A 25,709-nucleotide genomic window follows, 5' to 3' on the forward strand; every position below is an offset into this window, starting at 1 on the left:
TCACTCCCATTGTTGTTCCCATTGTTTTTCTTCCTCGATGACACGTAAATCTTCCTGTGTGATGAGAAAGACCTCCATAGTGGACTTTCGCCGAGCCCCATCGACTAAAAAGCGGGGACTTCCTTCCGTTTCTTCGTCGTATAAGGTAATCAATCCTTCTGCTTTGTCTAAAAAGAATGCAGTTTTAGCGCGTAGTTGACTCGGATCTTCGTATGGCCGCTGTGTCAACGGTTCAAAAAAGTCCGCTTCAAGTTGCAGCTGTGCAAACAATTCCTGTTCGAACGGCTTATACCGTTCATCCATATTTAAGAACGGAGGAAATACTGCAATTTTAATCGGGTACGTTTCTCTTAACTCTAACAATACTTGTCCAGCCCATAATTCACAACCATTCGTTCCACTAAAAATAAACCACTCGGCGCCCAGTTCGATGACTTCGAGTATCTTTTTACGATAAGCTTCCTGAATGATTTCAATTCCTGGATGGTCCGCTTTAAAGATGCCCAGTTCATGAGGACGATATCCTGTAACGGCTACTACTTTCATAATCGCTTCCTTTCTAAACGGGCACGGCGATGTTCTAGCTCGTCTTTCTCTCGTACAATCGTTTGACGCAAAACCGTACGTTTTTTCTCGAGCAGTTCCATGGCCCGCTCCGTATAATCAATCGCGAGTTCCACGTCCTTTTGCTTGTGCTCTGCATACTTGGCAAGTTCGACATAGCCTTCGATCGTCTGCAGCGACTCAAATAACGGGATTGCTTGCTCCATGCGACTCGTTCGCTTCAATAACATCGCTTGCCGCATGACGGCTCGCTTCGAAGGACTCGAAAGTTGTTCAAACTCTTTGAGTGCACTTTCCTGATCCCCAAGGTCATGTAACCAATGCGCACGTTCTTCTCCGAAATCTGTCTCGGGAGTCGTGACGAGTTGACTGAGTCGTGTGTAAAGAGAAACAAGGCTCAAACAGTCCGCATGATGGTGCTCAAGGACCGGCGATAGTATCTCTGGGTTCCGTTCTTTGACGTACTGAAAATAATGCATCGGGGCTAAAAAACCAGGTAAATCGTCTGTCCGTCCGTGACCGAAATACGTTTCAACTGCTTTGAGCGACACCGATTCTAATCTCGGTTTCAACAACCGTCTTGCCGCATGTAGTAGATCAACATGCCCGACGGAAGGCAATGCTTTTACCCGTGATTTGACAAACGTATGTCTCATTTTGATTTGTGGCCAGTCAAAGGACTTCCCGTTATAAGTGACGAACCGCACCTCATCCCCGATATCCTGTAAAAAATGATAGTAGAAGGCAGTCTCAAAGGCAGGATGAGGCAAGACATATTGAATCATTTCAAGTTGATCCGCTTGAATTCTCGCGAATCCGATTAAAAAAATCGACGTCCCAGACCCACGCAACCCGGTCGTCTCCGTATCCATAAACAGGACTTGTTCAGGCTCTAGGTCGACCGTAAAGAAAGGATGCTCGGTTCGATGCATCATAAGTCTTGCATCTCCGAACGCAAAGTCGTGGTACATCTCATCAAGCGGATACGTAGTTCGGAGACGAACACACCATTCTCCTTCGAACGTTAAAATTTCTCCACCCTGTTCAATCCATTTTTGCTGCTCCACTTCGTCAGGTGAGGAGACGCGTGATGGTTCGACAGGTTCTTTCGTTTTAATTAATCTAGATAACTTTGCTTTCATAACGATCCTTTCAATGCTTGTAACTGACGGATGACTTGCTGTTTGAAGTCCCCGTATCCAATCATACCGACACAGCGAGGGCATCCGCTCTCACACGGACAGTCGGATACCGTTCGTTCCGCTGCTTCAAGTACCTCGTCTGCATCTTTATAGAGTGCCTCACTAAGACCGATGCCACCCGGATAGCGGTCGTATAAATAAACGGTCGGTTTAGTCGTGTGAGTCGACTTCATTTGAATGGTTGTAAATAAATCGAGCGTATCACACATGAGATAGAGCGGCGCAAGCCGTCTGAGTAAATCACTGACCGCTTCAAGTTGATCTTCGAGATCAGCCTCCGAATAGGCAAAGCGTTCATCCAATGTGAACCATGTCGCCGTCGTATGCAGTTCTCGCTCCGGAAGATGAATCGGGCCAGACCCGATATTCTCATGCGTCCCGAACTTAATTTTTTTAAAGAGAGTGGCCATCGCGATGACAGAAACTTCTCCGAACGTTTTCACACCATCTGTCTTGTTCTCTTCTAGCACTTTTAATTCCACGGCCAAATTCGCATCCGTATAGTAATCGACATCGACTCGGCGTACAAATGCCTTTTTTTCTTCAAAATCTAACTTCTCGACTTGATACTGCTCGGCACCATGCAAATAGATCGCCTCATCGTGCAATAGTGTCATCGCACTGAACGTGTCCATTTCGCCGATCACTTGATGTTTTGCGGTTTGATCGACAATGACGACATTTTCTTGATCGCTCGTCCGAAGCGAGATGTCATGCGCTGGGAAGGAATCCGTCATCCAATAATATTTATCGGCCCGCTCATGTAACACTTGTGCATCCGCTAAAAACTTTAAAATATCTTCCGGGTCGACCGTCCCGAACCGTTCACTTTTATGAAACGGCAATTCGAATGCGGCACATTTCATATGGTCGACTAAAATAATGAGGTTGTTCGGGTCTAAACGGGCAGCTTCCGGTGAACGGTCTAAAATCATATCTGGTTGTTCGACGACAAGCTGGTCAAGGGAAGAAGATGATGCCACAAACACCACAAGCGACTCCGAATGACGTCGTCCGGCCCGACCTGCCTGTTGCCATAGCGAAGCGACAGTGCCTGGATAACCATTCAGGACACACGCTTGCAATTGACCGATATCAACACCGAGTTCTAGCGCATTTGTTGAAACAACAGCTTTTATTTCACCATTCCGTAAGCGCCGTTCAATCTCACGGCGTTCAGACGGAAGATACCCCCCTCGATAGCCGACAATCGATTTTGGACCAAGTTCTCGTCGCGTCAGTTCCTGTAAATAAGTCAATAATACCTCGACACGTACACGTGATCGGGCGAACACAATCGTTTGAATGTTCGCTTCCACGAATTTTGAGGCGATGCGTTTCGTCTCGAGCGTCGCACTCCGACGAATCCCAAGCGCTTCATTGACGACAGGTGGATTATAGAAGACAAGATGTTTCTTACCTTGTGGTGCGCCGTTCCGGTCAACCAATACAACTTCTTCTTCCGTTAACAATTCAGCAAGTTCACGCGGGTTCGCGATAGTCGCTGATGTCATAATCCATTTCGGATAACTTCCATAGTAGGCACAAATTCGTTTTAAGCGGCGAAACAGGTTCGCCACATGACTGCCGAATACGCCACGATACGTATGCAACTCATCGACAACGATGTATTCTAAGTTTTCGAATAGACGAATCCACTTCGTATGGTGTGGTAAAATTCCCGAATGTAACATATCAGGATTGGTAATAACGATATTCCCTGCATCTCTAACTTTCGTGCGGGCGGCCGGAGATGTATCTCCATCATACGTGAAGCATCGTAAGTTGCCTTCGAGTGCCTCGACCATCTCCATTAAATCACTATTCTGATCTTGGGCAAGGGCTTTTGTCGGATACAGATATAGTGCGCGTGCAGTCGGTTTTTCAATCATCTTTGACAAGACAGGCAAGTTATAACAGAGCGTCTTACCAGAGGCAGTAGGCGTTACAATCACAGTCGAATGACCGGCAGCCGTTTGTTTCACAGCTTCAGCTTGGTGCGTGTACAGTTGCTCAATTCCCCGACTTTTCAATACGTTTGTCAATTGTTCTGGTACTTGCTCCGGGATGGGCGCATATTGTGCTGGGCGCGCATCGACCGTATGCCAATGTCGTACGTTTTTCGCAAAGCTCGGGTCTTCTTTTAATTCTTTAACCATCTCTTCTACAGAGCGCGATTTCCGCATCAGTTCACCTTCTTTTTTTTAAGAATTCGAAGGTGCAAGTTCTACTACGACTTCTCGGATATGATTAATCCGTTCATCTCGTATCATTCTTGATACAGCGGGCATGTGAAACAAAGTCATGCTTTGAAACGTAGCGGCAACATGCTCATTTTCTTCTTCAAGACGGGTCAGCGCGTCTTGAAACAGACGTTGCGTTGACCGCCCAAATAAGACAATGGTATGTAGTTTCGTACATTTCGAATGAACCGCTAAAAGATGTTTCGCATAGCGTTGCACCGTTTTATAGTAATCTTCGTCTGTCGACAACGTTTGGCGATTGCCACGAAGTAAGTCAGGATAATATGATTCCTCGCCCGTAAACATCGTTTCGACACCGATTCTTTTTACATAAGAATGTCCAGTCGCCTTAGCAACCGATCGGTCTTGGATGAGACGTCCGAATGGAATCGACTCTTTTAACAGCAAATGTGAAAGCTTCAGTCCGAGATGTCCACCAAGAGGCACTCCAAAATCGTCGTCTTGCAGTCGATCAATGACAAATAACACTTTCATCTTGCGTTTTAAAGAGAGTTGAACCATGTGTCACCATCCTGTTCCCTTTCTTTTCATTATAACAAAGTCGCACGAAAAACAGGGCGCACAATGTCGCCCTGTCCTCCTTAGTTATCAGTGTTGTCAGAATTGCCATCCTCACGATTCGTGTCAGGCGATTCTTCATTCGATTGACCTTCTAACGGAGCTCCTGAATCCTCTCCATCAGTCGGCTCGTCGGTTCCTTCATCAGTGCCATCATCCGTCGCTGGTTCGTCAGGATTTTGTTCGTCAGTGGTGTCTTCGTTGTTTCCGTTACCATTGCCGTTGTTATCTTCATTCCCGTTGCCGTTGTTCTCGTCTGACGGGTTATCTTCATTGCTCTCGTCTTCAGAAGGATTTTCTTCCTCCTCTTTTGGTTCTTCTTTCGGTTCAATCGAGTAGGTCGCTTGCGCTGGTCCGGATTGCTGTTCACCCGTCAACGGGTTCGCGGCGTTCGCCACAATCGTGAACGTCGTCTCACCTTCAGGCAAGTTTGTAATATCCACACTCGTCTCACCTGTCGTACCCACGACTTTTTCAGTGCCGTCAGCAGATTTCTGCGTCACTGTGAACGTGATGTCATTATATCCGTCCGCTTTCACAGCGTCGAAATCATATGACCATGAGACTGAACCAGATTGTGAATCTATATCATAGTTGACGCTTGCGCCCGTAGGAGCATCCAATTTCTCTGGTTGAAGGTCTTTCGGTTTCGTCCCTTTTACATAGAGCTCATTGCCAAGTGATAAAACGGAGTCCGGACGCTGGAAACGGTCTGGTTGTCCCGTCGCATTCGTCACTTGTTGCATCATATACTCGAAATAGTATTGAGCGTAGTCTGGATCAAAAGAAGCGACTGTCGACTCTTTCGTTTTTCCTGTCCACACAGAAATCGAGTAATCTGTGGAGTAACCAGTAAACCATTTATCTTTCGGGTTTGTCGAGTTAGGCTCGTTCGTTGTTCCAGTTTTACCGGCTACGTCCCAAGGAAATGCACCTGGGACATATGTTCCACCTTCAGCACTGACGACGTCACGGAGCATATCCGTCAACATGTATGCTGTATAGTCTTCCATCGCTTGCTTCGCTTTGATTGGAGAGTTGATACTTGAACCGTCATTGAATTCAATCTTTTGAATCAAATGAGGTTTCGTATACATACCGTTTGCGCCAAGTGTTGCGTAAGCAGCAGCCATCTGTGTCGTGCTCGCTTCGGCAGTACCAAGTGCGTTAGACTCATTTAGTTGATCTCCGGAATAAGAAGGCTCAATACCAACGTTTTTCACGAACGATTCGATTGCATCTTGTCCGTATTCATCACGTACTTCTTGGAATGCACGAACAGCTGGCGTATTCGCAGAAATTTTCAAATATTGACGCATCGTATTTGGACCACGGAAACCAGTGTAATAGTTGTTTGGACTGTACGTACCTTCTAACTCGGCGTCAAGCAATATTTTCCCCGTCGACCATTGTCCGTTTTCAATTCCTGGACCATAGTCGAAGAACGGTTTCGCCGTCGATCCAATTTGATATTTTTCATTTGAGTAGTCACGATACGTCGTATCACCTTGTTTCGCTTGCTGGCTATCGACGATGGCGACAATCTCACCTGTTTTCGTATTCAGTACGGTCGCACCCATTCTCAAGTCCTCAGGGAAACCATTTGTTTGTAAATTGACGTTGTTCGATTTAATGTCGCTATTGATTTTTGTATGCAACTCTTTATTGATTGACGTATACACTTTCAGACCTGTGCCATAAATATCTGACTGGTCAAGCCCATAATCATCTTCTAACTCTTGAAGCACACGTGAGTATATCGCACGCGTGAACGCTTCCTCTTCCGTCTCTTCACCCGGTGAGATGACGTCAGCAATCGCGACATCAAGTGCTTCGTTATACTGTTCTTCAGAAATATGACCGTCTCGTTTCATCGCAGACAAGACCTGTTCCTGCCGATAACGTGTCAACTCCTGGTCACCATTGATTGGATCATAGGCACTTGGACGTTGCGGGAGACCGGCAAGAATCGCGGCCTCCTGATAATTGACCTCCGAGACCGGCTTGTTGAAGTAGCGTTTCGATGCGGTTTGAACACCGTATCCACCACTACCATAGTAGTTTTTGTTCAAATACATTTCTAAAATCTGTTCTTTCTTATACTCACGTTCGAGCTTAAGCGCAAGCCACTGTTCTTGAAGCTTCCGCTTCAACTTCTTATCTGTTGAAAGAAACGACTGTTTCACCAACTGCTGCGTGATGGTAGATCCACCCTCTGCACCGAAACCGTCAGTCAAGTTGGCCACAACTGCACCACCGATTCGACGCAAATCGATTCCGTTATGTTCATAAAAGCGACGATCTTCAATTGAGACAACCGCTTGTTGCATCACTTGTGAAATATCGTCGATGGAGACGTACTCCCGAATTTGACCGGCGCCTTCGAGCGGTTCACCTTCAGCCGAAATCAGCTGAATTGGATACGTATCAACGAGTTTTTCTTCGTCAAGCTCTGGTGCCGTCGCAATCGCATATACGGTATATGCTCCAAATGCAATGACTGCTGCAATAAATAGCATGAAACCTAATAAAAAGATGCGTTTCCACATCGGTTTCTTACCTTTAGTCTTTGGTTGTTTAACAGTTTTTTTACGTTTATTCGTCGTCGAATCTTGTCGACGTGCGACCCTACTTCGCTCCATTCATGGTTCACTCCTTCTATTCAATCGAGCCATTGATCGAGCACCGTCAAATAATCAATCGACGGTAAGGCTCTCGTCGGAACTTCAATCGCGTCCTGTTCAATAAAACTGAGCGGAATCGATTTTCGTCCCGTCAGTCGTTGTTCCCACCACTGAACAAGTTGTTCCGTGGTCAATACATATTGCGTATTATAGCGACTAAAGCGGATGATGACAAAACAAATCCCTCCGTGACGTTCACACTCGCGCATATGTTCAATCTGATGTTCATGAAAATTTCCGAGCGGAAACGACGTCTTATTATTCGTTTCTTTCGCTTCAAAGTCAATGTACTTACCGCGATACACTCCGTTATAGTCGGTCGTGGATGCCTGCTTGAAATAGGCTTCCGTCACTTTAGCGGCACTGCGCTTCGGATAGTCGACTTTGACAATTTGTAACGGTGTCGGTTTCTTATGAATGACAGCTCGTTGATGAATCCGATAGAATTCATTCGTTTCATTTAACAACGTCTCTAAATTCATTCCGCGATTCGCATAGGTTGGAGAATTCGATACTTCTCTCGAAATTCCTTCCCCCTTTGGTTCCTTTGTCACTTTTGCTTTCTTACCGTTTGGATAATGGAACAATGTCGTCACCCCATACATACATATTAACAGGTCGGTCCACTCGTTCCTTCCGTCTCAGGTCTGATTGTCGACTTCTGTCGGTCGACACTTGTGTGGATTTACCGCAACACATATCGTACCAAACTCCCGTATGTTAAACTAGTATGTAAGCGATTGTGTATCCAAATTGAAAAGCTCTCGTCACGTAAGACCCGATTGTTTCTCTATGATAATAGCACCTCTTCTGTTTAGCCAAGATTGTACATCGATAAACCTAATTGATGTCATTCTGAAAAAAAGTGTGCAATTTCTGTGCAATTGATTGACCGTATCACCATTTGGAAATAAAATAGGTAGCTTAAAAAACGTAGACGTTAAGCCGTTTTGGAGGGATTGGATGGAAAGTGGAAAGAAGTATGTCATGTTCGTCGATGAGACAGGTACACCGAAAGGCAACACACAGTTCAATTTGACTGGTGTTCTGATGGAGTACAAATATTCAATCGATGCGGATGAGACTGGATTACCTTGTGTATTAAAGCGACGCCTTCAAGCGTTTAAGCGAGATGTTTTTAAAACCGAACAGATCCCGCTACATCTAAAAGAAATTTTAAAGGCTGAACATCCTTATGGAAAAGAAGACGGCATCACAATCGACATGTTGCGTGATTTTTGGGATAAACTACCTGATTTTTTACGTGGCATCGATTGTACAATCGTTAGCGTCGAGGTCGATAAGCAGAAATTACATGATTTTTACTCGACGCCAAAAGATCCATATGTAGTCGCCTTTGCTCATCTCATGAAATCATTTTATGCTTTTTTAGAAGAAACAGAAGCAGTCAGTGCTCGTGTCGTCCTCGAATCTAGAGATGATTACCAGAACTTATTGATTCAAAAAGCATTTTTCGATATTTTCAACTCGGGTACGGTCCATCTCGATGTCGAAAAAAGTCGTCAAAAGATTAAAGGATTCATCTTCTCTGAGAAGCAGAACACAATGTATCAATCCGGTCTAGAGATTGCAGACCTCGTCTGTCTCCCGTTGTCACGTGTTCGTCGAGGTGTGATTGAGGTAAAACCACGGTTCGTCCATTATGGGGACGAGAACCGAATTTTCAAAGCGATTAAGGACAAAATTTACATTCGTAAAGAAAGTCCGGACCAAGACTTCCGCAACTGGGGCTTCAAGAAAGTACCCATCACGAAAAAGCGTCGTGAATGGAGCGACCACCCTTGGAATCATTAAAGCGAAAATGCATCGACACAGAACGTGTCGATGCATTTTTATGTGGTGACTTTCGTCGATTTCATCCGTTTCTTACCTTCCCGGCACATATGAAGCAGCGGACAAGTCTCACAAGCCGGTCGCTGCGCTTTACAATGGTAGCGTCCAAAGAAAATAAATTGATGATGAAGTTGCGACCACTCATCGCGCGGGAACTTTTTCATCAATGTCTCTTCAACTTGACGGACGTTATCTTTCCAACGACAGATACCGAGACGTTTCGAGACACGCTCTACATGTGTATCTACCGCAAATGCCGGTTCATGGAAGGCGACTGACAAGACGACGTTAGCCGTTTTGCGGCCGACACCTGGAAGTGCCTCGAGTGACGTCCGGTCTGACGGCACAATCCCGTCATGCTCGTTCACGATTTTCTCAGAGAGCGCCTTCACATTCTTCGCTTTATTCCGATACAGTCCAATGCGTTTAATCAACGTCTCAATCTCCGAAACTTCTGCCGTAGCCATCGCTTCAACAGTCGGAAACGCTTCAAACAAACCTGGTGTCACCTTGTTGACTAGGGCATCTGTCGCTTGCGCAGATAGCGCGACAGCGACTACTAATTCGAATGGATTTTGATGCGTCAATTCGCAATGTGCATCCGGGAACATTTGCTTCATCGTGTCCGCTATTTCTTGCAGCTGAACTCTCGTCAACATCACTTATTCCTCCGTTGATATTCCACGACATCCTCGAGCGATTCGACTTGATGATCCTGCCAAACACGTAAGATTTTGTCCATGTATTTGAAATTTCGCACATTCCGTAATTTCGCTTCACGGAGTGCCGCCATGATGAGTTCTTCACTGAAACCATCCTCCGTCATCCATCCGACGATTTGTTCAATCTCAAACGGGGTGATCGTCCCGAATTCCCGTTCGAATGTATGAATGATGTTTTCATTCAATGTCTGTTGCGGCGTAATCTTCTCTTCAGCTTGCAATGCCTCGAAAAGTGGTAGCAAACTATATCGCTCGCTATTACTTGATGCATCGATTGCAATCAATTCTTTTTGCAACAGCCCAAGTAGCACTGACCGGGCCTCATTTTCCGACACATTCAACCGTTTCCCTAACTCGCTCGGAAGAGGCATGACGATGCCTTCACCAGTCATTTCGAGTAGATGAACGATAAGACTGAACTCAATCGGTGACAAATCGAGTCGTCTTGCATCGGTAAACAGTTTTCGCGGAATGACGACCGGACTTTGCTCGAATAATTGAATCAATTGATGTGCATCCATGTCGCACTTCCTTTCTAAGACACATCAATCGGGGAGGACATGACGTCTTCCCCGATTAATCGTTAAGGGTGGATTCGGTTTAATAGACGTGGGAACGGGATCGCTTCACGGATGTGCTCGATTCCACTAATCCAAGCGACCGTACGCTCGAGTCCGAGTCCGAAACCAGAATGAGGGACCGAACCGTATTGACGGAGTTCGAGGTACCAATCGTAAGCATCTGTTTCGTCAAGACCTTCTTTGATGATCTCTTCTTTTAGACGATCGTAGTCGTCCTCACGTTGAGATCCCCCGATGATTTCTCCATATCCTTCTGGTGCAATCAAATCTGCACACAGAACGAGTTCTGGGTTTTCCGGGTCCACTTTCATGTAAAACGGTTTGATTTCTTTTGGCCAGTGCGTGATGAATACTGGTTGATCGTGTGCGTTGGCAATCGCCGTCTCATGTGGTGCACCAAAATCGTCGCCGAATTCGATATCATCGAACCCTTCTGATTTTAAGAATGTTATTGCATCCTCATAACGGACACGTGGGAATGGTGCCTTCACTTGCGCCAATTTTTCAAGGTCACGTTCGAGAAGTTCAAGCTCGTTCTTACAGTTCGTAAGCGCTGATTGCGCAATGTATGAGACGTATTGTTCTTGAATCTCGAGGCTCATGTCGTGATCGAAGAATGCCATCTCTGGCTCAATCATCCAGAACTCGATTAAGTGACGACGTGTTTTTGATTTTTCCGCACGGAACGTCGGACCGAATGAGAATACTTTACCGAGCGCCATTGCAGCGGCTTCCATATACAATTGACCCGTCTGCGAGAGGTAGGCTGATTGACCGAAGTAGTCTGTCTCGAACAACTCTGTCGTGCCTTCCGGTGCACTGCTCGTAAGGATTGGCGGATCGATTTTGACGAATCCTTCTTTGTTGAAGAATTCATATGTCGCACGAATGATTTCGTTACGAACTTTCATGATCGCGTGTTGGCGACGTGAACGGAGCCATAAATGACGATTGTCCATCAAGAATTCCGTTCCGTGCTCTTTTGGTGTGATTGGGTAATCCACTGACTCCGCAATCACTTCTAAATCTGACACTTCTAACTCAAATCCGAGTGGTGTACGTCCACCATCCGATTTGACGTTACCTGTTACCCATACAGAAGTCTCTTGTGTCACGCCTTTAGCGAGGGTGAACAATTCTTCAGCAACATCAGCTTTCACGACGACTGCTTGAGCAAATCCGCTCCCATCACGTAGTTGGAGGAACGCAATCTTCCCGCTTGATCGTTTGTTAGCAATCCAGGCCCCTACACGGACCGTTTGGCCTTCATAGTCTTTAAATTGGTTAATCGAAATTGTTGTCATGTTCATTTCCATCCTTTCGCTTATCGAGCGCGCTTCGTAACGAAGTCTTCTACTCGATCGAGCGCTTCTAAAACGCGTTTTAATTCAGTAGCATATGATAATCGTACGTAATCGTCCTGTCCAAAACCAGAACCTGGCACGAGTGCCACGTTCGCCTCTTCGAGAACAGCCTCACACCAATCATCTACTGTATCGTATCCGCTCTCTGTCGCGGCAACTTTTGCATTGGCATATAAGTAAAATGCGCCTTGCGGTTTCAAACATGTGATTCCAGGGATTTTGACGAGACGATCATAGACGATTTCAAGTCGTTCTTCAAACGATTGACGCATCATTTCCACATCATCCTGTGGGCCGTTATAAGCTTCCACTGCAGCCGCTTGGGCGAGAGACGTCGGGTTCGACGTCGAATGTGAAGCCAAATTCGTCATCGCACCAATAATTTTAGCATCACCAACAGCGTAACCAATCCGCCATCCCGTCATCGCATGAGACTTCGATACACCATTGATGATGATGGTACGTTCGCGCATATTTGGGAGTGTGGCAATCGATACGAATTCCGCATCACCGTAAATCAATTTTTCATAAATCTCATCGCTCACAACGAGAAGGTTGTGTCGAAGAACGACATCGGCGAGTGCCTGTAGCTCTTCTTTCGTATAAATCATTCCCGTTGGATTCGAAGGACTGTTTAAGATAACGGCCTTCGTGCGAGCTGTAATCGCATTCTCGAGTTGATTTGGCGTCAATTTAAATGACGTCTCTTCATTCGTATCGACTAGGACAGGCTCTCCGTCCGCCAATTTGATTTGTTCTGGGTAACTGACCCAATACGGTGTCGGGACAATCACTTCGTCCCCTTCATCTAGAATGGCTTGGAACAAAGCATAAAGGGCATGTTTCGCACCAGAAGCGACCATCACCTCGTTGCGTTCGAACGACAATCCACTATCGCGTTTCGTCTTTTCGATGATGGCATCTTTCAACGCGACCGTCCCGCCAGATGGCGTGTATTTTGTATCCCCATCTCGAGCCGCTTGACAAGCAGCATCAATGATTCGTTCCGGAGTATTGAAATCCGGCTCACCCGCCCCAAGACCAATGACGTCTTTGCCCGAAGCCTTGAGCGCCTTTGCTTTAGCTGTGATTGCTAACGTTGTCGATGGCGTAAGTTGTTTCACTCGTTTCGCTAATAGATGATCCATCATAATCCCCCTCTAATTCGTCACATTTGATCAGTCAGTTGAACACGTCGAATAAACTCTCCGGACTGTAGCGTATAGTATGAGTACGTATAAGATGCATCTGCTTTTGTAACCACTTCGATGAGTGCTCGCTCGTCGAACCCATATTTACAGCTGACAAGTTGTCCGCCAGTTTCCTCGATAGAACGTGCGCAGACGTCTTTCGCTTTCACTTCACCGAATTCACGTTGCTCAATCTCTAGTTTGTCATCAAGTGGAACAAACCAAATAGAATTCCCGTTTTCTTCTGAAAAAACAACATACGCATCCGTTCCATTGAACAGTTCACCCTGTTCCACTTTCAGGTTAGGTGCCTCTTCAGTGAGACGATTCGTCGCTTCCTCGACAAGTTGTTCCTTTTGGTTTTCTGTATATCCAATCGTGAAGCGATACATCAAACTAAAGACAAGGACGACACCAATCAGTGCCGTCAGTAACGAGACGATCCATTTTGTTTTTCTTGTCATTCTGTACGATAGATGGTGAAAACCATCTCTTCCTTCTTTGGATCATTCACTTTCTTCTCAAGTGAAAGTCCGAACATCAAATCTTGACTTTTTAAAGTACGATTCAATAAATCGACAATCTTATAGACGTCCGCCGTCGGTTCGATGCGTACGCTCGCAAGCGTCTCGATATTCGAATTCATATTGATTCCTCCTCCAAAACACTATACGTATCATTATAAAGCGATAATATCATGATGCCTAGCGTTATCTATCATTTCGTGTTACAGACTTTTCTTTCTCATCTAAGAACAATTCCAACTCAGACAGAGAGGTATCTAACGTTCCTTCGATTCGATCGACTTTTGGCAAACTATTGATAAACTGTTTGCCATAACGGGTCGTCTCCACACGACGATCAAATACAAAAATCGCCCCGTAGTCCCCTTTTGATCGAATCAATCGACCGATACCCTGTTTAAATCGAATGACGGCTTGAGGGAGTGATAGTTCAAAGAATGGCGATTTCCCTATCGACTCAATTTTTTCTGAACGGGCTTGCATGATAGGCTGATCCGGTGGGGCGAATGGTAGTCGAACAATGACCAGGCACGTCAACGCCTCTCCCGGAATGTCGACACCTTCCCAAAAACTTGCTGTCCCAAAGAGAATGGATTGTTCCATCCGCTTGAACTGTTTCGTCAATCGGCTACGAGAGCCTCCGCTGACACCTTGTGCGAGGAGCGTATAAGACGGGTCGAGGTGATCTTTTACTTGTTCGTAAGTCAAACGTAACAACTCATTCGATGTGAAGAGGACAAGCATTCGTCCTTTTGTCACGTTCGCAATTTGAACAATCGATTGCGCCGTCTGGTCGACAAACTGTGAAAGCGGTACATCGTTAATCAACGGGAAGTCTGATGGGATAAACAACTTGGCTTGTTCTTTAAAGTTAAACGGTGAAGGTAATACGACTCTTCGGATTGGCTCACCTTCTAACCCGAGCCGTCGCTCCATAAAACTAAACTTACCAGAGACCGTCATCGTCGCCGATGTTAAAATCGTCGGTCTCTTCTTAAACAGCCGTTCATGTAACAACGGTCCAATTTCAACCGGTTGCGTATATACCGAGGTCAACTTTCGGTTACCTAAATTCAACTCGACCCAACTGACTGCATCATCGTCTCGTGTCAACATTGTTTCATAGATGACACTCTCAAGTTCTCGAACATCCCCGATTAGTGTTTTTAAATCACCCAAGAGCGCGCGTTGTTTAAACGTCATGTGCTCTTTCCGTTCATCAAGGAGTCGATGCAAATGCCTAAGTGACGTTCTGAGCGTCCGAAGCTTGTCCTCTAATCGATTCGCCACCTCACGAATCGGGCTGAACGATGAGCTTTCCCGTTCAAAACGAACCGTTTGTCGTGGTTCTTTTTTCTTCCCTAACGATTGGAGCGCCGTCAGGAGGTCTTCAAGTTCTTCTTCGACCTTGGCGAGTGATGAATCAATCTGTTGGCTAAACGCTTCCGCCTCTTCGGTGACGGATGTCAAGTCCGCCAGCTGAATGATGCGAGAATGGAATTTCCCATCCGCGCCATATCCGAACCACTTGAATAACCGATCAAATTGAATAGCGTCAAACGTTACACCAAAGTGATGCGAAGCTACTTCTTCGACTTGATGCGCCTCGTCTAGGACGAGTGGTGTATCGGTTGGCAAAATACCTGCCTGATGTTGTAAGTCGGAGAACAACAAAGCATGATTCGTTACAATCAAGTCTGCTTCTTTTGATCGAAGCACAGCTTTTGTGAAAAAGTCACGACTATACCATGGGTCAAATCGACCGAATTCACTCGAAGCATCGGCTTGAATCAAACGTTTGAACGAGGCGGGACCTTGCGTCGCAGATCCTGGAAAGGAGAGCTCTTCTAAATCTCCAGTCTCCGTTTCCGTCAGCCATACGAGGACCATCGCTTTACACATCGCTACCAAGAGTCCGTCATTTGATTCATCTAGTATCATCTCAAACTTACGTAAATCGATATAGTTTCGTCTTCCTTTTAAAAGTGTAAATTCAATCTCAGGAAAAATTTGGCGAAGTACCGGTAAATCTCGATTTAGTAATTGTTCTTGCAATTGTATCGTATGCGTACTAATAACAACTGGTCTTTTCGTCTCGAGTGCATGATGGGCACTCGGAATCAAATACGCCAACGTCTTTCCTGTCCCGGTTCCGGCTTCAACCAATAACGTCTCCTCGTCATCTAACGCTTTATAGACGTGTCGCATCATTTCAAATTGACTTTGTCTCGGCTCGAACTGCTCAAAAAGTGACGGGAGCGTCTCTTCAATCGTGCGAAGTAGGAACGGTTCAAACGGTTCGCGATCTTCGGCCGGAACAAATCCGTCTGTCGGTCGATGTAGCGCAATTTTTCGATGAATATCAAAGCGTGACTCGTCGTCCGGTCGAATCCCAACATCCAAAATCAATTCATCAAATAACGGTTCGATGTGGCTTGTCCACGACTCAGACAAGACGCGAAGTTTCTTCAATGTCACCATAGGTAAATCGCGTAATCGGTCGAGCATCCGGATGAAAAGCTCGGCTGTCGCGTCGGCATCACTAAGTGCCCGATGCGCGTCTGTATGTATGAGGTTAAATGTATCGGATAATGCTTCTAACGCATGGCTCTCCAATGTCGGATAAAGAATACGAGCCAATTCTACCGTATCAATCGCTCGTCCTTGAAATGGAAGATACCCAGCTTGTTCAAGACTCTCGTTTAAAAAAGTTAAATCAAAGGCGACGTTATGCGCGACAAATACCCGACCATCTAACATCTTCCAAATGTCGGGAATCACATCTTCGAATGTCGGTGCATCACTTACGTCATCATCACTAATCGTTGTTAATTGCGTAATAAAAGGTGGGATTGGTCGACTCGGTCGAATCAAGGTGCTGTAGCGCTCAATCACTTCACCATCTCGTACGACGACCGCTGCAAACTCAATCAATTCATCACCGGACTTAACGGAATGTCCCGTCGTCTCTATATCCACAATCACATACGTGTCCATAACATCCATCCCATCTTAGGCACGCTCGTGCTTTCTATCTGTCTCATCTTACCATAGAATGAACGACGAAAAAACGGGGATGCCTCTGTCGACACCCCCGAATAATTCACAAAATTGTATGGGCAATCTCTTCGTAAAGAAGTTGATCTACCTCGTTTTGCTCGTTCAATACAGCAACTTTTGGACGGTGCGTATTTGCCTCTTCCGCAGTCATTTGACCGTACGCCATAATAATGACGACATCACCGACTTGGAAATGGCGTGCTGCCGCTCCATTCAAACAAATCACACCAGATCCACGTTCTCCTTTGATGACATACGTCTCAATGCGTGCCCCGTTATGGTTATTTGTGATGTGCACATGCTCATTTTCCATGATGCCTACAGCATCCATCAAATCCTCATCGATTGTAATCGAACCGACGTAGTGTAAGTTTGCTTCTGTCACCGTTGCCTTATGAAGCTTAGCGTGCATAAATGTTCGAATCATTGGATTCACCCCTTCTTCCAAATCACATTATCAATCAATCGGGCCCGTTCAAACTGAACAGCCACCGCAAGTAATAGTTCATCTGAGTCGTTTGAGGCAATACCGAGCGTCGGATAATCGACGAGTTCTACATAATCGATTTGACTGTTCGGAATCTCGTTTAATCGTACGGTCAGTTGTCGTTTCACTTCTTCAATCTCAAGACCTGCCTCAAGCGTTTCTCTTGCTGCCCTCAGCGCTTTAAAGATTTGACTCGCCTCTTCTTTTTCGACGTCAGACAAATACACGTTTCGAGAAGACTTGGCAAGTCCTGTCTCCTCACGAATAATCGGGCAACGTCGAATCTCGACCGGCACAAAGTAATCTCGGACATAGCCTTCAATGAGAGCTACTTGCTGGGCATCTTTTAGACCGAAGTACGCACGTGTCGGTTGAACAAGATTAAATAATTTAGAAACGATTGTCAATACACCATCAAAGTGACCAGGACGACTCGCTCCGCACAGTACGTCAGCTCCCTTTCGAATGGAAACGCGTGCCATATCGATTGGATACATCGTTTCCGTCACCGGATAGAACAGAAGGTCGACACCTGCTTCTCGAGCCAACTTTTCATCTCGTTTAAAATCTCGTGGATAACGATCGAGGTCTTCGTTCGGACCGAACTGAGTCGGGTTAACAAAGATACTCATGACAACAAAGTCATTTTCGCGACGCGCATTTTCGACGAGACTCATATGACCTTCATGTAAATAACCCATCGTCGGAACAAAGCCGATGGTTTGATTAAACGGTAGAGCGTGACGTAATTCTTCGACAGTCGATACAATCTTCATCATTTTCCTCCATACAACGAGTCGAGTAGTGACTCATCCATCGTGAACGTATGGCGTTCAAGCGGGAAGTGACCATTCTTCGTCTCTTCGACATAAGAACGGATGGCATCAGTCGCCACTTCACTCACATCCGCATACGCTTGAACGAATTTAGGGAGACGATCGACTCCATATTTCAAGACGTCATGGTAGACGAGGACTTGGCCGTCGACATCCGCTCCCGCACCGATTCCGATGACAGGAATCGTCAATTCTTCCGCGATTCGTTTTGCCAATTGATGAGGGACACATTCGAGAACGAGCATCTTCGCACCAGCCCGTTCAGCATCTAAGCTATCACGAAGGAGCATTTCAGCAGCCTCGAGAGACTTTCCTTGTACTTTATATCCTTCTAGCACCCCAACCGATTGAGGCGTCAATCCTAGATGGGCAACACAAGGCATTCCTACTTGAGTGAGACGTTCAATCGTTTGAAGTACTTCACCGGCACCTTCTAGTTTGATGGCATCCGCATGGCCTTCTTGGAACATGCGAGAAGCTGCTTGAAGCGTCCGATCAAAATCTCCATGATATGTCGCAAATGGCATATCCACAACGACGAACGTATTTTGTGCTCCACGGCGCACTGCTTTCGAATGATGGAGCATATCTTCCGTTGTCACGGGGATTGTCGAGTCGTAACCGAGGACGACCATACCGAGTGAGTCGCCGACTAAAATCAAATCTACCCCAGCCGCCTCGGCAAGTTTGGCTGATGGATAGTCATACGCCGTCAACATGACGAGCTTTTCCTGCTCATTCATCTTTTTTAATAACGAAGTCATCGTGTGCATGTGTTTCTCCTCCTAAACGTGGAGACAGGAAAGAATAAACGCCTTCTTACACGATTGGCAAGAAGGCGCACGAAAAACAAATTCATGGTTTTCATGAGTTAGTGTCCTTCTGTCCCTGTCAAAATGATCAAGGCAGACAACTGAATGTGACAGTCTGCAAGCGCGGTACACTTCAAGAATCGATAGCGTCCGACACATTAAGTATAGACGATGGTCTCGCTTTCATCAATCATTCCACACTGCAATCTCTGCAGAGTAAATCGATTCAATCTTTCCTTCTTCTTCAAGAAGTAAAGCTCCTTCATCGGAAATACCTCGCATTACGCCCGTGCGAGTTGTTCGGGAAGCATGTATAGTAACCGTTTCATTCAAATAAGCAGCATGTCGCATCCAATTTGTGCGAATCGGCGCAAATCCTGACTCGAGGAATTGATCGTACTCGATTTCGAGTTCTGTTAATAGGTCGGCTAGTATCTCGCTTCGATGATATTTTGTCTCGGTCTCTAGATAGAGTGAGCTGGCCCGGTGCGCTAGCTCTGTCGGTATTTCTTCACCGTTTACATTTATCCCAAAACCTAAGATGACCGCCTGGATACGATCGCCTTCCGTCTGCATCTCTGTCAAAATGCCGCCAATTTTCTTTCCATTCATCAGTAAATCATTCGGCCATTTGATTGTCACATCGATATTTCGGTTGTTGAGCGCCCTTGCGAACGCACTTGCTGCCATCAAGGTCAATTTCGACGCATCTCGAATCGGCAACTCCGGTCTCAGGATAACGCTCGCCGCAATATTAACATGCTTCGGATTATGCCAGTTACGACCAAGTTGCCCACGACCCGACGTCTGTTCTTCGCTGATGACGAGCGTTCCTTCCGTCACGTGTTGTTGTGCGAGTTCATGCGCAATTCGTTGTGTCGTATCGACCTGATTGAACGCATGGACGACTTGACCGAAACGTCCTTTACGAAACGAGACAAAGGCTGGCTCATCAAACCGATCACTCTGTTCAAGCAATTGATATCCTTTCCTTGGAATGGTATGAATCGCATATCCGTCTTGTTTAAGGGTTTCGATATGTTTCCAAATAGCGGTACGTGAAATATTTAACTGACGTGCCAGCTCTTGACCGCTCCATACTTCACCGTCTTGTAATAATGTCAGGACACGCCCGCGCGTTGAAGCCATCGTTTCGCCTCCTCTTTCAATACAGTCTCGTGGTTCGGCACCTCTTGTAAGACGACGCGCTGTTCAAGGTCGGCCAACAGATGCTTGATGGTTTCCCCTCTCGCCCCGAGTTCAAGGGCATCTCGTCCGTTAAACATCATCTCTTTGCGTGATTTCATCGGAAGCGACTGTTTCAGTTCGTGGCTACGGTCACTTTCTCCGTTCATTCGGAAATAGGTCGAGAGCGTGTGTTCGTCCGTCAGATAAACGGTCATCGTATCAAGTCCCACCTCACATAATCGTGCAAGCGTACGTGCCTCTCGTTTAATAGTGTTAGATCGTTTCCACGGCAGAAGCCAATCCTCGTCTTTCGCATGATAGATAAAGAGCGCCCATCCACTGACCGCATTCACCGGTGTTCGCACGTCTTCCTGTACACATCGCATCAGTTCTGTCGAAACGTTCGGTAAGTAGTGATGAATACCGAGCTCAATCATTTCACCTAACGCCCGTCTGTAGGCAGGACCGGTCAACAGTTTTTCAAATTCGATTGCGATGCGCTCCATCGCAATGTGTTCGAGCCTGTGACCTAGCCTATTCGCTGCGTGGCGCAACTCCTCATGTAACGTGAAGTCGAGCTGCGACATAAACCGGAGTGCACGCATAATGCGTAGGGCGTCCTCTCCGAACCGCTCGTATGGGCTTCCGACCGTCCGGATGATTCGTTCCTCAAGGTCATGTTGACCACCAAACAAATCAACGACTTGCCCATCATGGAATGCCATCGCGTTCATCGTGAAATCACGACGCAACAAATCTTCTTCTAGCGACACCCCTAGCGCGACATGGTCGGGCCGTCTCGAATCCGAATACGAGCCTTCCGAACGGAATGTCGTCACCTCGAACGGGTGATGATTGAGAATGACGGTGACCGTTCCATGTTCAATACCGGTCGGGACTGCTTTCGGGAACAGCGTCATTACCTCTTCAGGAAAAAGTGAGGTCGCCAAATCAATATCGTCTGGCAAACTCCCGAGCACATAATCGCGTACGGCGCCACCGACAATATAGGCTTCACCGCCATGGTATTCAATTGTTTCGATGATTTTTTTTGCATATTCCCATTCTGTCATGATGTCACCACCTGTTCATACAAACGCTCATATTCGGTCACGATGTCTTGCGAGGCAAAGCGTCGGGATTTCTCTAATCCGTTCTGGCTGAAGCGTTCTCGTAGCGAATCATCTGTCAACATACGTTGTATCGCCTCTGCGGCCTGTGTCACATCTCCTCTCGGTACGACAAAGCCGTCCTCGCCATCTGTGATCACTTCTGGGAGACCTCCTGCGTCACTTACGACTGACGGCACGCCTGTCGCCATTGCTTCGAGGGCGACGAGACCAAACGCTTCTTTATCTGATAACAAAACATGGACGTCACTTATTGCGAGAAGAGCGGCGACTTGTTCTTGCTTTCCTGCAAAAATGACCTGGTCTTCAAGCCCCATCTCTGCCACGAATCGACGCATCGCCCCCATCAGCGGACCGTCACCTACAAGCAATAGTTTTTTGTTCGGCACATCCATTTGGTCGAATGCTTCCAAAACCAGGTCGACTCGTTTGACAGGACGGAAGTTCGAGATGTGGATGACGACCCGGTCCTCTTTCGACAAGCCGTATCGTTCCCTTAGCGTCGGGTCGAGTTGAGGCGTATAGACCGATTCGTCGATAAAGTTGTGAATGACTCGAATCGGTAAATCACTCGCAATCCGCTCTTCAGTCTCTCGCTTCAAACTGTGTGACACGGCCGTAATCGCGTTCGATTGACGCAATCCGTATAAAATGGCAGGTTTCAATTCCTCATCCTCACCGAGCACCGTGATGTCCGTTCCATGTAACGTCGAGACGATTGGAGTCTTCACCCCTGCCATCTCACGACCGAGCGCTGCACATACGGCGTGCGGTACCGCATAATGGGCATGTATGACATCGAGCCCGAACGTTTGGATGACACTTGCGATTTTCGCTGAAAGCGTCATGTCGTACGGTGGATAACGGAAGACCGAATATTGGTTGATCTCGACTTGATGGAACGTAATATTCGGATGGTAGGCGTTCAGACGAAACGGCATGCTACTCGTGATGAAATGGACGTCATGTCCCCGATCTGCGAGCTTCATCCCGAGTTCTGTCGCCAAAATCCCCGAACCACCGACTGACGGATAACAAAGAATCCCGATTGAATACTTCATGCAAGATCACCTGCTTGTTTCACGACATATGGTCGAACACGTTTTAATCCTTCCGCGTACGCCACACCGATCAAACTACCAAAATGTCGTTCGCGGGCGACGACTCGTTCCACGTACGCGTCAGTCAAAGGTGTCTGTACCCCATCCACGGGTGTGAATTGACTCGCATAACACTGTAACGCCTGTTTTTTCACTTCAATCATGTCACTAATATCCACACACACATCCGGCTCTACGTATGCATTAATCATGTACTGATATACACTTTCCGGACGGTATGCGTCGAGATCAGGTAAGTATTTGCGGATGCCGGCATTAAACAGCGCCTCGGTCACGAGGTGTGCGCAGGCCGCATGATCCGGATGACGATCGACCTCATAGGGATACAGCAAATGAGTCGGGCGCTCATTGCGAATCAAAGAAACGATGGCTTTTAGTTGTTCCTCACTTCCGTCGATTCCTCGGTCTTTGAACCCTAAATTTACACGGCGTACACCTAACACCGAATTTGCTTCCCTCGCTTCTTGTTGTCTCATTTCGACATCTCCATTAGAAGACAACTCCGCTCTCGTCAAATCGACATAAACGACTTCAATCTTCTCTTTCGTCCATTGGGCGGTCATGCCGGCGATCCCGATTTCAATATCGTCTGGATGTGCCCCGATGGCTACTACTTTCATTTACATCACCTCTTCTTTGAAAAGTATAGCCGACTCGTTTCTGAATGTCATATGTTCAGGCTAGTCAACTGAACTGTTTTTCGAGTACTCTATCTAAGGGGAGGTGAACCTGATGACGGTACAATTACCGATTCGCGTTCGGAATATTATTTTTATACTAATAGGTTCGTTTATTTTTGCATTCGGCGTTTATCACTTCAACGTCCAAAATAATTTGGCTGAAGGTGGATTCACCGGAATCACATTGATCCTTCGTGGTCTGTTCGATATTTCGCCATCTGTCACCAACTTGGCTCTAAACATCCCACTCTTTTTCATGAGTTATAAACTGTTAGGTCGAACGACCTTCATCTATACGCTCATCGGGACGTTCTCATTTTCACTTTGGTATGCGCTTATCGCTAAATACTCGACGCTCGTCATCGACTTGACAGACGACATGGTGCTTGCGAGTCTCTTCGCTGGTCTCTTTATCGGGGTCGGGCTTGGTATCATCTTCAATAACGGTGGCACGACTGGAGGAGTGGATATTATCGCTCGTCTCGTACAACGATATTTTGGTTGGTCAATTGGCAAGACGTTTCTCATCTTTGACTTCTTTGTCATCGTCCTCAGTTTGACTTATCTCGATATCCGCGAAGCGATGTATACACTTCTCGCCGTCTATATCGGGGCTCGTGTCATCGACTCGATGCAGGAAGGGACATATGCTGGTAAGGCGGCGATGATCATCAGCGACCATCGGACCGCCATTGCGGACGGGATCCATGCGACGATGAATCGTGGAACGACAAGATTGCTCGCAAAAGGTGGCTACTCGAACCGAGAACTCGAGGTCCTCTACGTCGTCGTCGGTCGAAACGAAGTGAATCGATTGAAAACAATCGTTAAACAAATCGATCCGCACGCGTTCGTCACGTTCCACCATGTTTATGAAGTCGGTGGAGAAGGATTTACGTTCGACGAGAACCGTATGCCGCTGAAATAAGGTCATACAAACATCGCTCCGTTCACTTAATGAACGGAGCGATGTTTTATGCCTCGATTTGGAGAACTTCAAATTGAAGTGCACCACCTGGTGATTCAATCTGAACAATTTGGCCGGCCTCCGCACCAATCAACTCACGACCGAGTGGCGATGTGATTGAAATGGTCCCATTTTCTATGTTTGCCTCGGCTTCACCGACAATCCGATAATTTTCGGTCTCATCCTCTCCCACTTCTCGAATGACGACCTTGTTACCGAACGTGACAATTTTCGATTGTTCCGACTCGATGATGACCGCATCATCAAGCACCCGTTCAATTTCTAAAATATCGGTCTCAATCTGTTCATAATGATCGACTGCCTCGGCGTATGTGACATCCTCTCGGAAATCGCAAAACTTACGGGCAGTGCGAAGGCGTTCCCGTGCATCCGTCTTTTCGTCTCTCAACTTCGAAAGTCTAGTCTGCAGTTGATTGTGACCGTCTACCGTCAGTTTTGGTTTCATCATCAAACATTCCTTTCAGACAATAATAAAAATCCCGTCATTCGACGGGATTCACTTCTATTCATCACGTGGCATAAAGACGATGAGCGCCAAGCGAATGAGTTCGGCAACCGCAACGAGTGTTGCAGCCACGTATGTCCATGCGGCAGCATTCAACACTTTTCGTGCACCTGTCTCTTCCGTCGCCGTCACGATTCCGTGCGACGTCAACTGAGTCATCGCACGCTTCGAAGCATCGAACTCGACCGGTAACGTGATGAGTTGGAATATGACCGCCCCGAGCATCATGATGACACCGAGTTGTGCAAGTCCGAGTGCGCCGAACAAGAAACCACCAAGTAATAATGGGAATGACAAGTTTGATGTGATGTTGACGACAGGAACAAGACTATGACGAACACGCATCATCTTATAGTCCGTTGCATCTTGAATCACGTGACCGATTTCGTGCGCCGCGATTGCAGCCGATGAAATCGTCGATCCTTGATACACTTCACGCGACAACCGTACAACTTTATTGACCGGGTCGTAGTGGTCGCTCATCAATCCATCGACCATCTCGATTCGAACATTATGAACACCGTTTTGTTTCATGATGAAATCAGCTACTTGTGCACCTGTGACACCGCTTTGGAGCGGTTTTTGTAGAAACTGTTTATACGTACTTTTCACTCGCATCTGGGCCCATAATGGAATGAGCATAATCAGTGCAAGATAGAAAATATAGCCACCTAATGACATTTTCTATTTCACCTCTGAATGTATTTGATAATTTGATTTTACATTCTTATGAACTTATTTTCAAGCGATGGACGCAGGACGAACGCATATCCCATAAAAAAACATAATCCCGTCAACCAGAACGAGCCGTAGCCGATCCACATAATCTCTTCTGCGAGTGACGGATAACGTGGCCATTGACCGAGCACATAATCTACTACGTCGTTATGAATCACCCAAATTAGAGAACAGACAAACGATGCAACCGTCCATTTCATAAACGGAGCATAGATGAGTGCTTGCAAAGCCATCGCACCGTGCGAAACCATCAACATAACTGCCATCAAGATGGTAATGGTCGGTGCATCCGCCGGTAGCTTTCCTAAATACATAATATTCATTATGACTGCCCAGACTCCATATTTAATCAACGTAATAAACGCAAGTGTCTCGAATAAAGGGGAGCTTTTTTTTATCATCCATAATCCGAGCACAATCGTAAAGAAGAGAGATGCCGTCGGACTGTCCGGGACGAATGGCCAATAAATATATGGAGTGTCTCGTAGTTGCGGTTCATACCAGATATAGCCGTAAATCGTACCCCCTAAGTTAATCATGAAAAGAATGGTTAGTACGATTCGATGCGTCAAGAAAGGTTTTAAAAACATCGGGTTCATTGTCTCAATCCTTTTTTCTTTCAGTTTATCGTAATTAAAGTAAAAAAGTGTAGCCCGG

At 46.4% G+C, this 25,709-nt stretch carries 25 protein-coding genes; 2 read left to right on the plus strand and 23 right to left on the minus strand.

Translation table 11 applies throughout. The features are described from left to right. From KNO96_RS02905 to recU, 6 genes are all read right to left on the minus strand, one after another. Positions 1-546, minus strand: a complete 546-nt coding sequence (locus KNO96_RS02905; RefSeq protein WP_026826137.1) for an SLOG family protein — start codon at positions 544-546, stop codon at positions 1-3. After that, positions 543-1,706 carry a ribonuclease H-like domain-containing protein gene (locus KNO96_RS02910; protein ID WP_214702193.1) on the minus strand — a complete coding sequence of 388 codons (1,164 nt, stop codon included), beginning with the start codon at positions 1,704-1,706 and terminating at the stop codon, positions 543-545. Before KNO96_RS02910 ends, KNO96_RS02905 begins: the two co-directional genes overlap by 4 nt. After that, the gene (locus KNO96_RS02915) at positions 1,703-3,952 is read right to left on the minus strand and encodes a DEAD/DEAH box helicase (protein WP_214702194.1); all 2,250 of its coding nucleotides are present in this window, start codon (positions 3,950-3,952) and stop codon (positions 1,703-1,705) included. Before KNO96_RS02915 ends, KNO96_RS02910 begins: the two co-directional genes overlap by 4 nt. A gap of 18 nt (positions 3,953-3,970) precedes the next feature. Next, positions 3,971-4,531, minus strand: coding sequence for a hypothetical protein (locus KNO96_RS02920; RefSeq protein WP_214702195.1), 561 nt, complete (start codon positions 4,529-4,531; stop codon positions 3,971-3,973). An 80-nt stretch (positions 4,532-4,611) separates the two neighbouring features. Next, positions 4,612-7,230, minus strand: coding sequence for a transglycosylase domain-containing protein (locus tag KNO96_RS02925; RefSeq protein WP_214702196.1), 2,619 nt, complete (start codon positions 7,228-7,230; stop codon positions 4,612-4,614). Between the two features lie 20 nt (positions 7,231-7,250). Further along, positions 7,251-7,877 carry a Holliday junction resolvase RecU gene (gene recU / locus KNO96_RS02930; protein WP_026826142.1) on the minus strand — a complete coding sequence of 209 codons (627 nt, stop codon included), beginning with the start codon at positions 7,875-7,877 and terminating at the stop codon, positions 7,251-7,253. Positions 7,878-8,235: 358 nt separating this feature from the next. Here recU and KNO96_RS02935 point away from each other — a divergent pair, with 358 nt between their 5' ends. Then, the gene (locus KNO96_RS02935; protein WP_034771101.1) at positions 8,236-9,087 is read left to right on the plus strand and encodes a DUF3800 domain-containing protein; all 852 of its coding nucleotides are present in this window, start codon (positions 8,236-8,238) and stop codon (positions 9,085-9,087) included. Between the two features lie 38 nt (positions 9,088-9,125). On the opposite strand, the gene nth is transcribed toward KNO96_RS02935, so the two are convergent. The 14 genes from nth to bshB1 all read right to left on the minus strand — a co-directional run bounded on the left by nth (position 9,126) and on the right by bshB1 (position 22,761). Next, positions 9,126-9,785, minus strand: coding sequence for an endonuclease III (gene nth, locus KNO96_RS02940; protein ID WP_026826144.1), 660 nt, complete (start codon positions 9,783-9,785; stop codon positions 9,126-9,128). Further along, a complete protein-coding gene (locus KNO96_RS02945; protein ID WP_026826145.1) occupies positions 9,785-10,369 on the minus strand; it encodes a DnaD domain-containing protein in 585 nt (194 codons plus the stop codon). Before KNO96_RS02945 ends, nth begins: the two co-directional genes overlap by 1 nt. 62 nt (positions 10,370-10,431) lie before the next feature. Continuing rightward, entirely contained in the window at positions 10,432-11,733 is a 1,302-nt protein-coding gene (gene asnS, locus KNO96_RS02950) for an asparagine--tRNA ligase (protein ID WP_214702198.1), read from the minus strand. A 20-nt stretch (positions 11,734-11,753) separates the two neighbouring features. Continuing rightward, positions 11,754-12,941, minus strand: a complete 1,188-nt coding sequence (locus KNO96_RS02955; RefSeq protein WP_026826147.1) for a pyridoxal phosphate-dependent aminotransferase — start codon at positions 12,939-12,941, stop codon at positions 11,754-11,756. A 20-nt stretch (positions 12,942-12,961) separates the two neighbouring features. Further along, positions 12,962-13,447 carry a hypothetical protein gene (locus KNO96_RS02960; protein ID WP_026826148.1) on the minus strand — a complete coding sequence of 162 codons (486 nt, stop codon included), beginning with the start codon at positions 13,445-13,447 and terminating at the stop codon, positions 12,962-12,964. Then, a complete protein-coding gene (locus KNO96_RS02965; protein WP_015881492.1) occupies positions 13,444-13,629 on the minus strand; it encodes a YpmA family protein in 186 nt (61 codons plus the stop codon). Before KNO96_RS02965 ends, KNO96_RS02960 begins: the two co-directional genes overlap by 4 nt. Positions 13,630-13,693: 64 nt before the next feature. After that, complete coding sequence (gene dinG, locus KNO96_RS02970; protein ID WP_214702199.1) at positions 13,694-16,504, minus strand: ATP-dependent DNA helicase DinG; 2,811 nt, start codon at positions 16,502-16,504, stop codon at positions 13,694-13,696. A gap of 106 nt (positions 16,505-16,610) precedes the next feature. Next, positions 16,611-16,994, minus strand: coding sequence for an aspartate 1-decarboxylase (gene panD / locus KNO96_RS02975; protein WP_026826150.1), 384 nt, complete (start codon positions 16,992-16,994; stop codon positions 16,611-16,613). Between the two features lie 5 nt (positions 16,995-16,999). Beyond that, the gene (gene panC / locus KNO96_RS02980; RefSeq protein WP_026826151.1) at positions 17,000-17,830 is read right to left on the minus strand and encodes a pantoate--beta-alanine ligase; all 831 of its coding nucleotides are present in this window, start codon (positions 17,828-17,830) and stop codon (positions 17,000-17,002) included. Beyond that, on the minus strand, positions 17,830-18,663 hold the full coding sequence (gene panB, locus KNO96_RS02985; protein ID WP_214698296.1) for a 3-methyl-2-oxobutanoate hydroxymethyltransferase: 834 nt from the start codon (positions 18,661-18,663) through the stop codon (positions 17,830-17,832). Before panB ends, panC begins: the two co-directional genes overlap by 1 nt. Before the next feature lie 225 nt (positions 18,664-18,888). Beyond that, positions 18,889-19,851: a biotin--[acetyl-CoA-carboxylase] ligase gene (locus tag KNO96_RS02990; protein WP_214702201.1), complete on the minus strand. Its 963-nt coding sequence runs from the start codon at positions 19,849-19,851 to the stop codon at positions 18,889-18,891. Beyond that, a complete protein-coding gene (locus KNO96_RS02995; protein WP_026826154.1) occupies positions 19,824-20,963 on the minus strand; it encodes a CCA tRNA nucleotidyltransferase in 1,140 nt (379 codons plus the stop codon). The genes KNO96_RS02990 and KNO96_RS02995 overlap by 28 nt, the downstream gene beginning before the upstream one ends. After that, a complete protein-coding gene (gene bshA / locus KNO96_RS03000; protein WP_214702203.1) occupies positions 20,960-22,081 on the minus strand; it encodes an N-acetyl-alpha-D-glucosaminyl L-malate synthase BshA in 1,122 nt (373 codons plus the stop codon). Before bshA ends, KNO96_RS02995 begins: the two co-directional genes overlap by 4 nt. Continuing rightward, a complete protein-coding gene (gene bshB1, locus KNO96_RS03005; protein WP_214702204.1) occupies positions 22,078-22,761 on the minus strand; it encodes a bacillithiol biosynthesis deacetylase BshB1 in 684 nt (227 codons plus the stop codon). The genes bshA and bshB1 overlap by 4 nt, the downstream gene beginning before the upstream one ends. 112 nt (positions 22,762-22,873) lie before the next feature. Between bshB1 and KNO96_RS03010 the strand changes: the two genes are divergently transcribed. After that, positions 22,874-23,749 (plus strand): YitT family protein, encoded by an 876-nt coding sequence (locus tag KNO96_RS03010; protein ID WP_026826157.1) that lies wholly within the window; start codon positions 22,874-22,876, stop codon positions 23,747-23,749. Between the two features lie 46 nt (positions 23,750-23,795). Here the strand turns inward: KNO96_RS03010 and KNO96_RS03015 are convergent, their stop codons facing one another. From KNO96_RS03015 to KNO96_RS03025, 3 genes are read right to left on the minus strand one after another with little or no spacing between them, the layout of a single operon-like run. Then, a complete protein-coding gene (locus KNO96_RS03015) occupies positions 23,796-24,254 on the minus strand; it encodes a GreA/GreB family elongation factor (protein WP_026826158.1) in 459 nt (152 codons plus the stop codon). A 57-nt stretch (positions 24,255-24,311) separates the two neighbouring features. Continuing rightward, complete coding sequence (locus tag KNO96_RS03020) at positions 24,312-24,995, minus strand: zinc metallopeptidase (protein WP_026826159.1); 684 nt, start codon at positions 24,993-24,995, stop codon at positions 24,312-24,314. A gap of 38 nt (positions 24,996-25,033) precedes the next feature. Then, entirely contained in the window at positions 25,034-25,651 is a 618-nt protein-coding gene (locus tag KNO96_RS03025) for a DUF1405 domain-containing protein (RefSeq protein WP_214702205.1), read from the minus strand. Between the last annotated feature and the right edge of the window lie 58 nt (positions 25,652-25,709).

Origin of the sequence: Exiguobacterium sp. s89 (genome assembly GCF_018617735.1) — a bacterium.
Taxonomy (GTDB): Bacteria; Bacillota; Bacilli; order Exiguobacteriales; family Exiguobacteriaceae; genus Exiguobacterium; species Exiguobacterium marinum.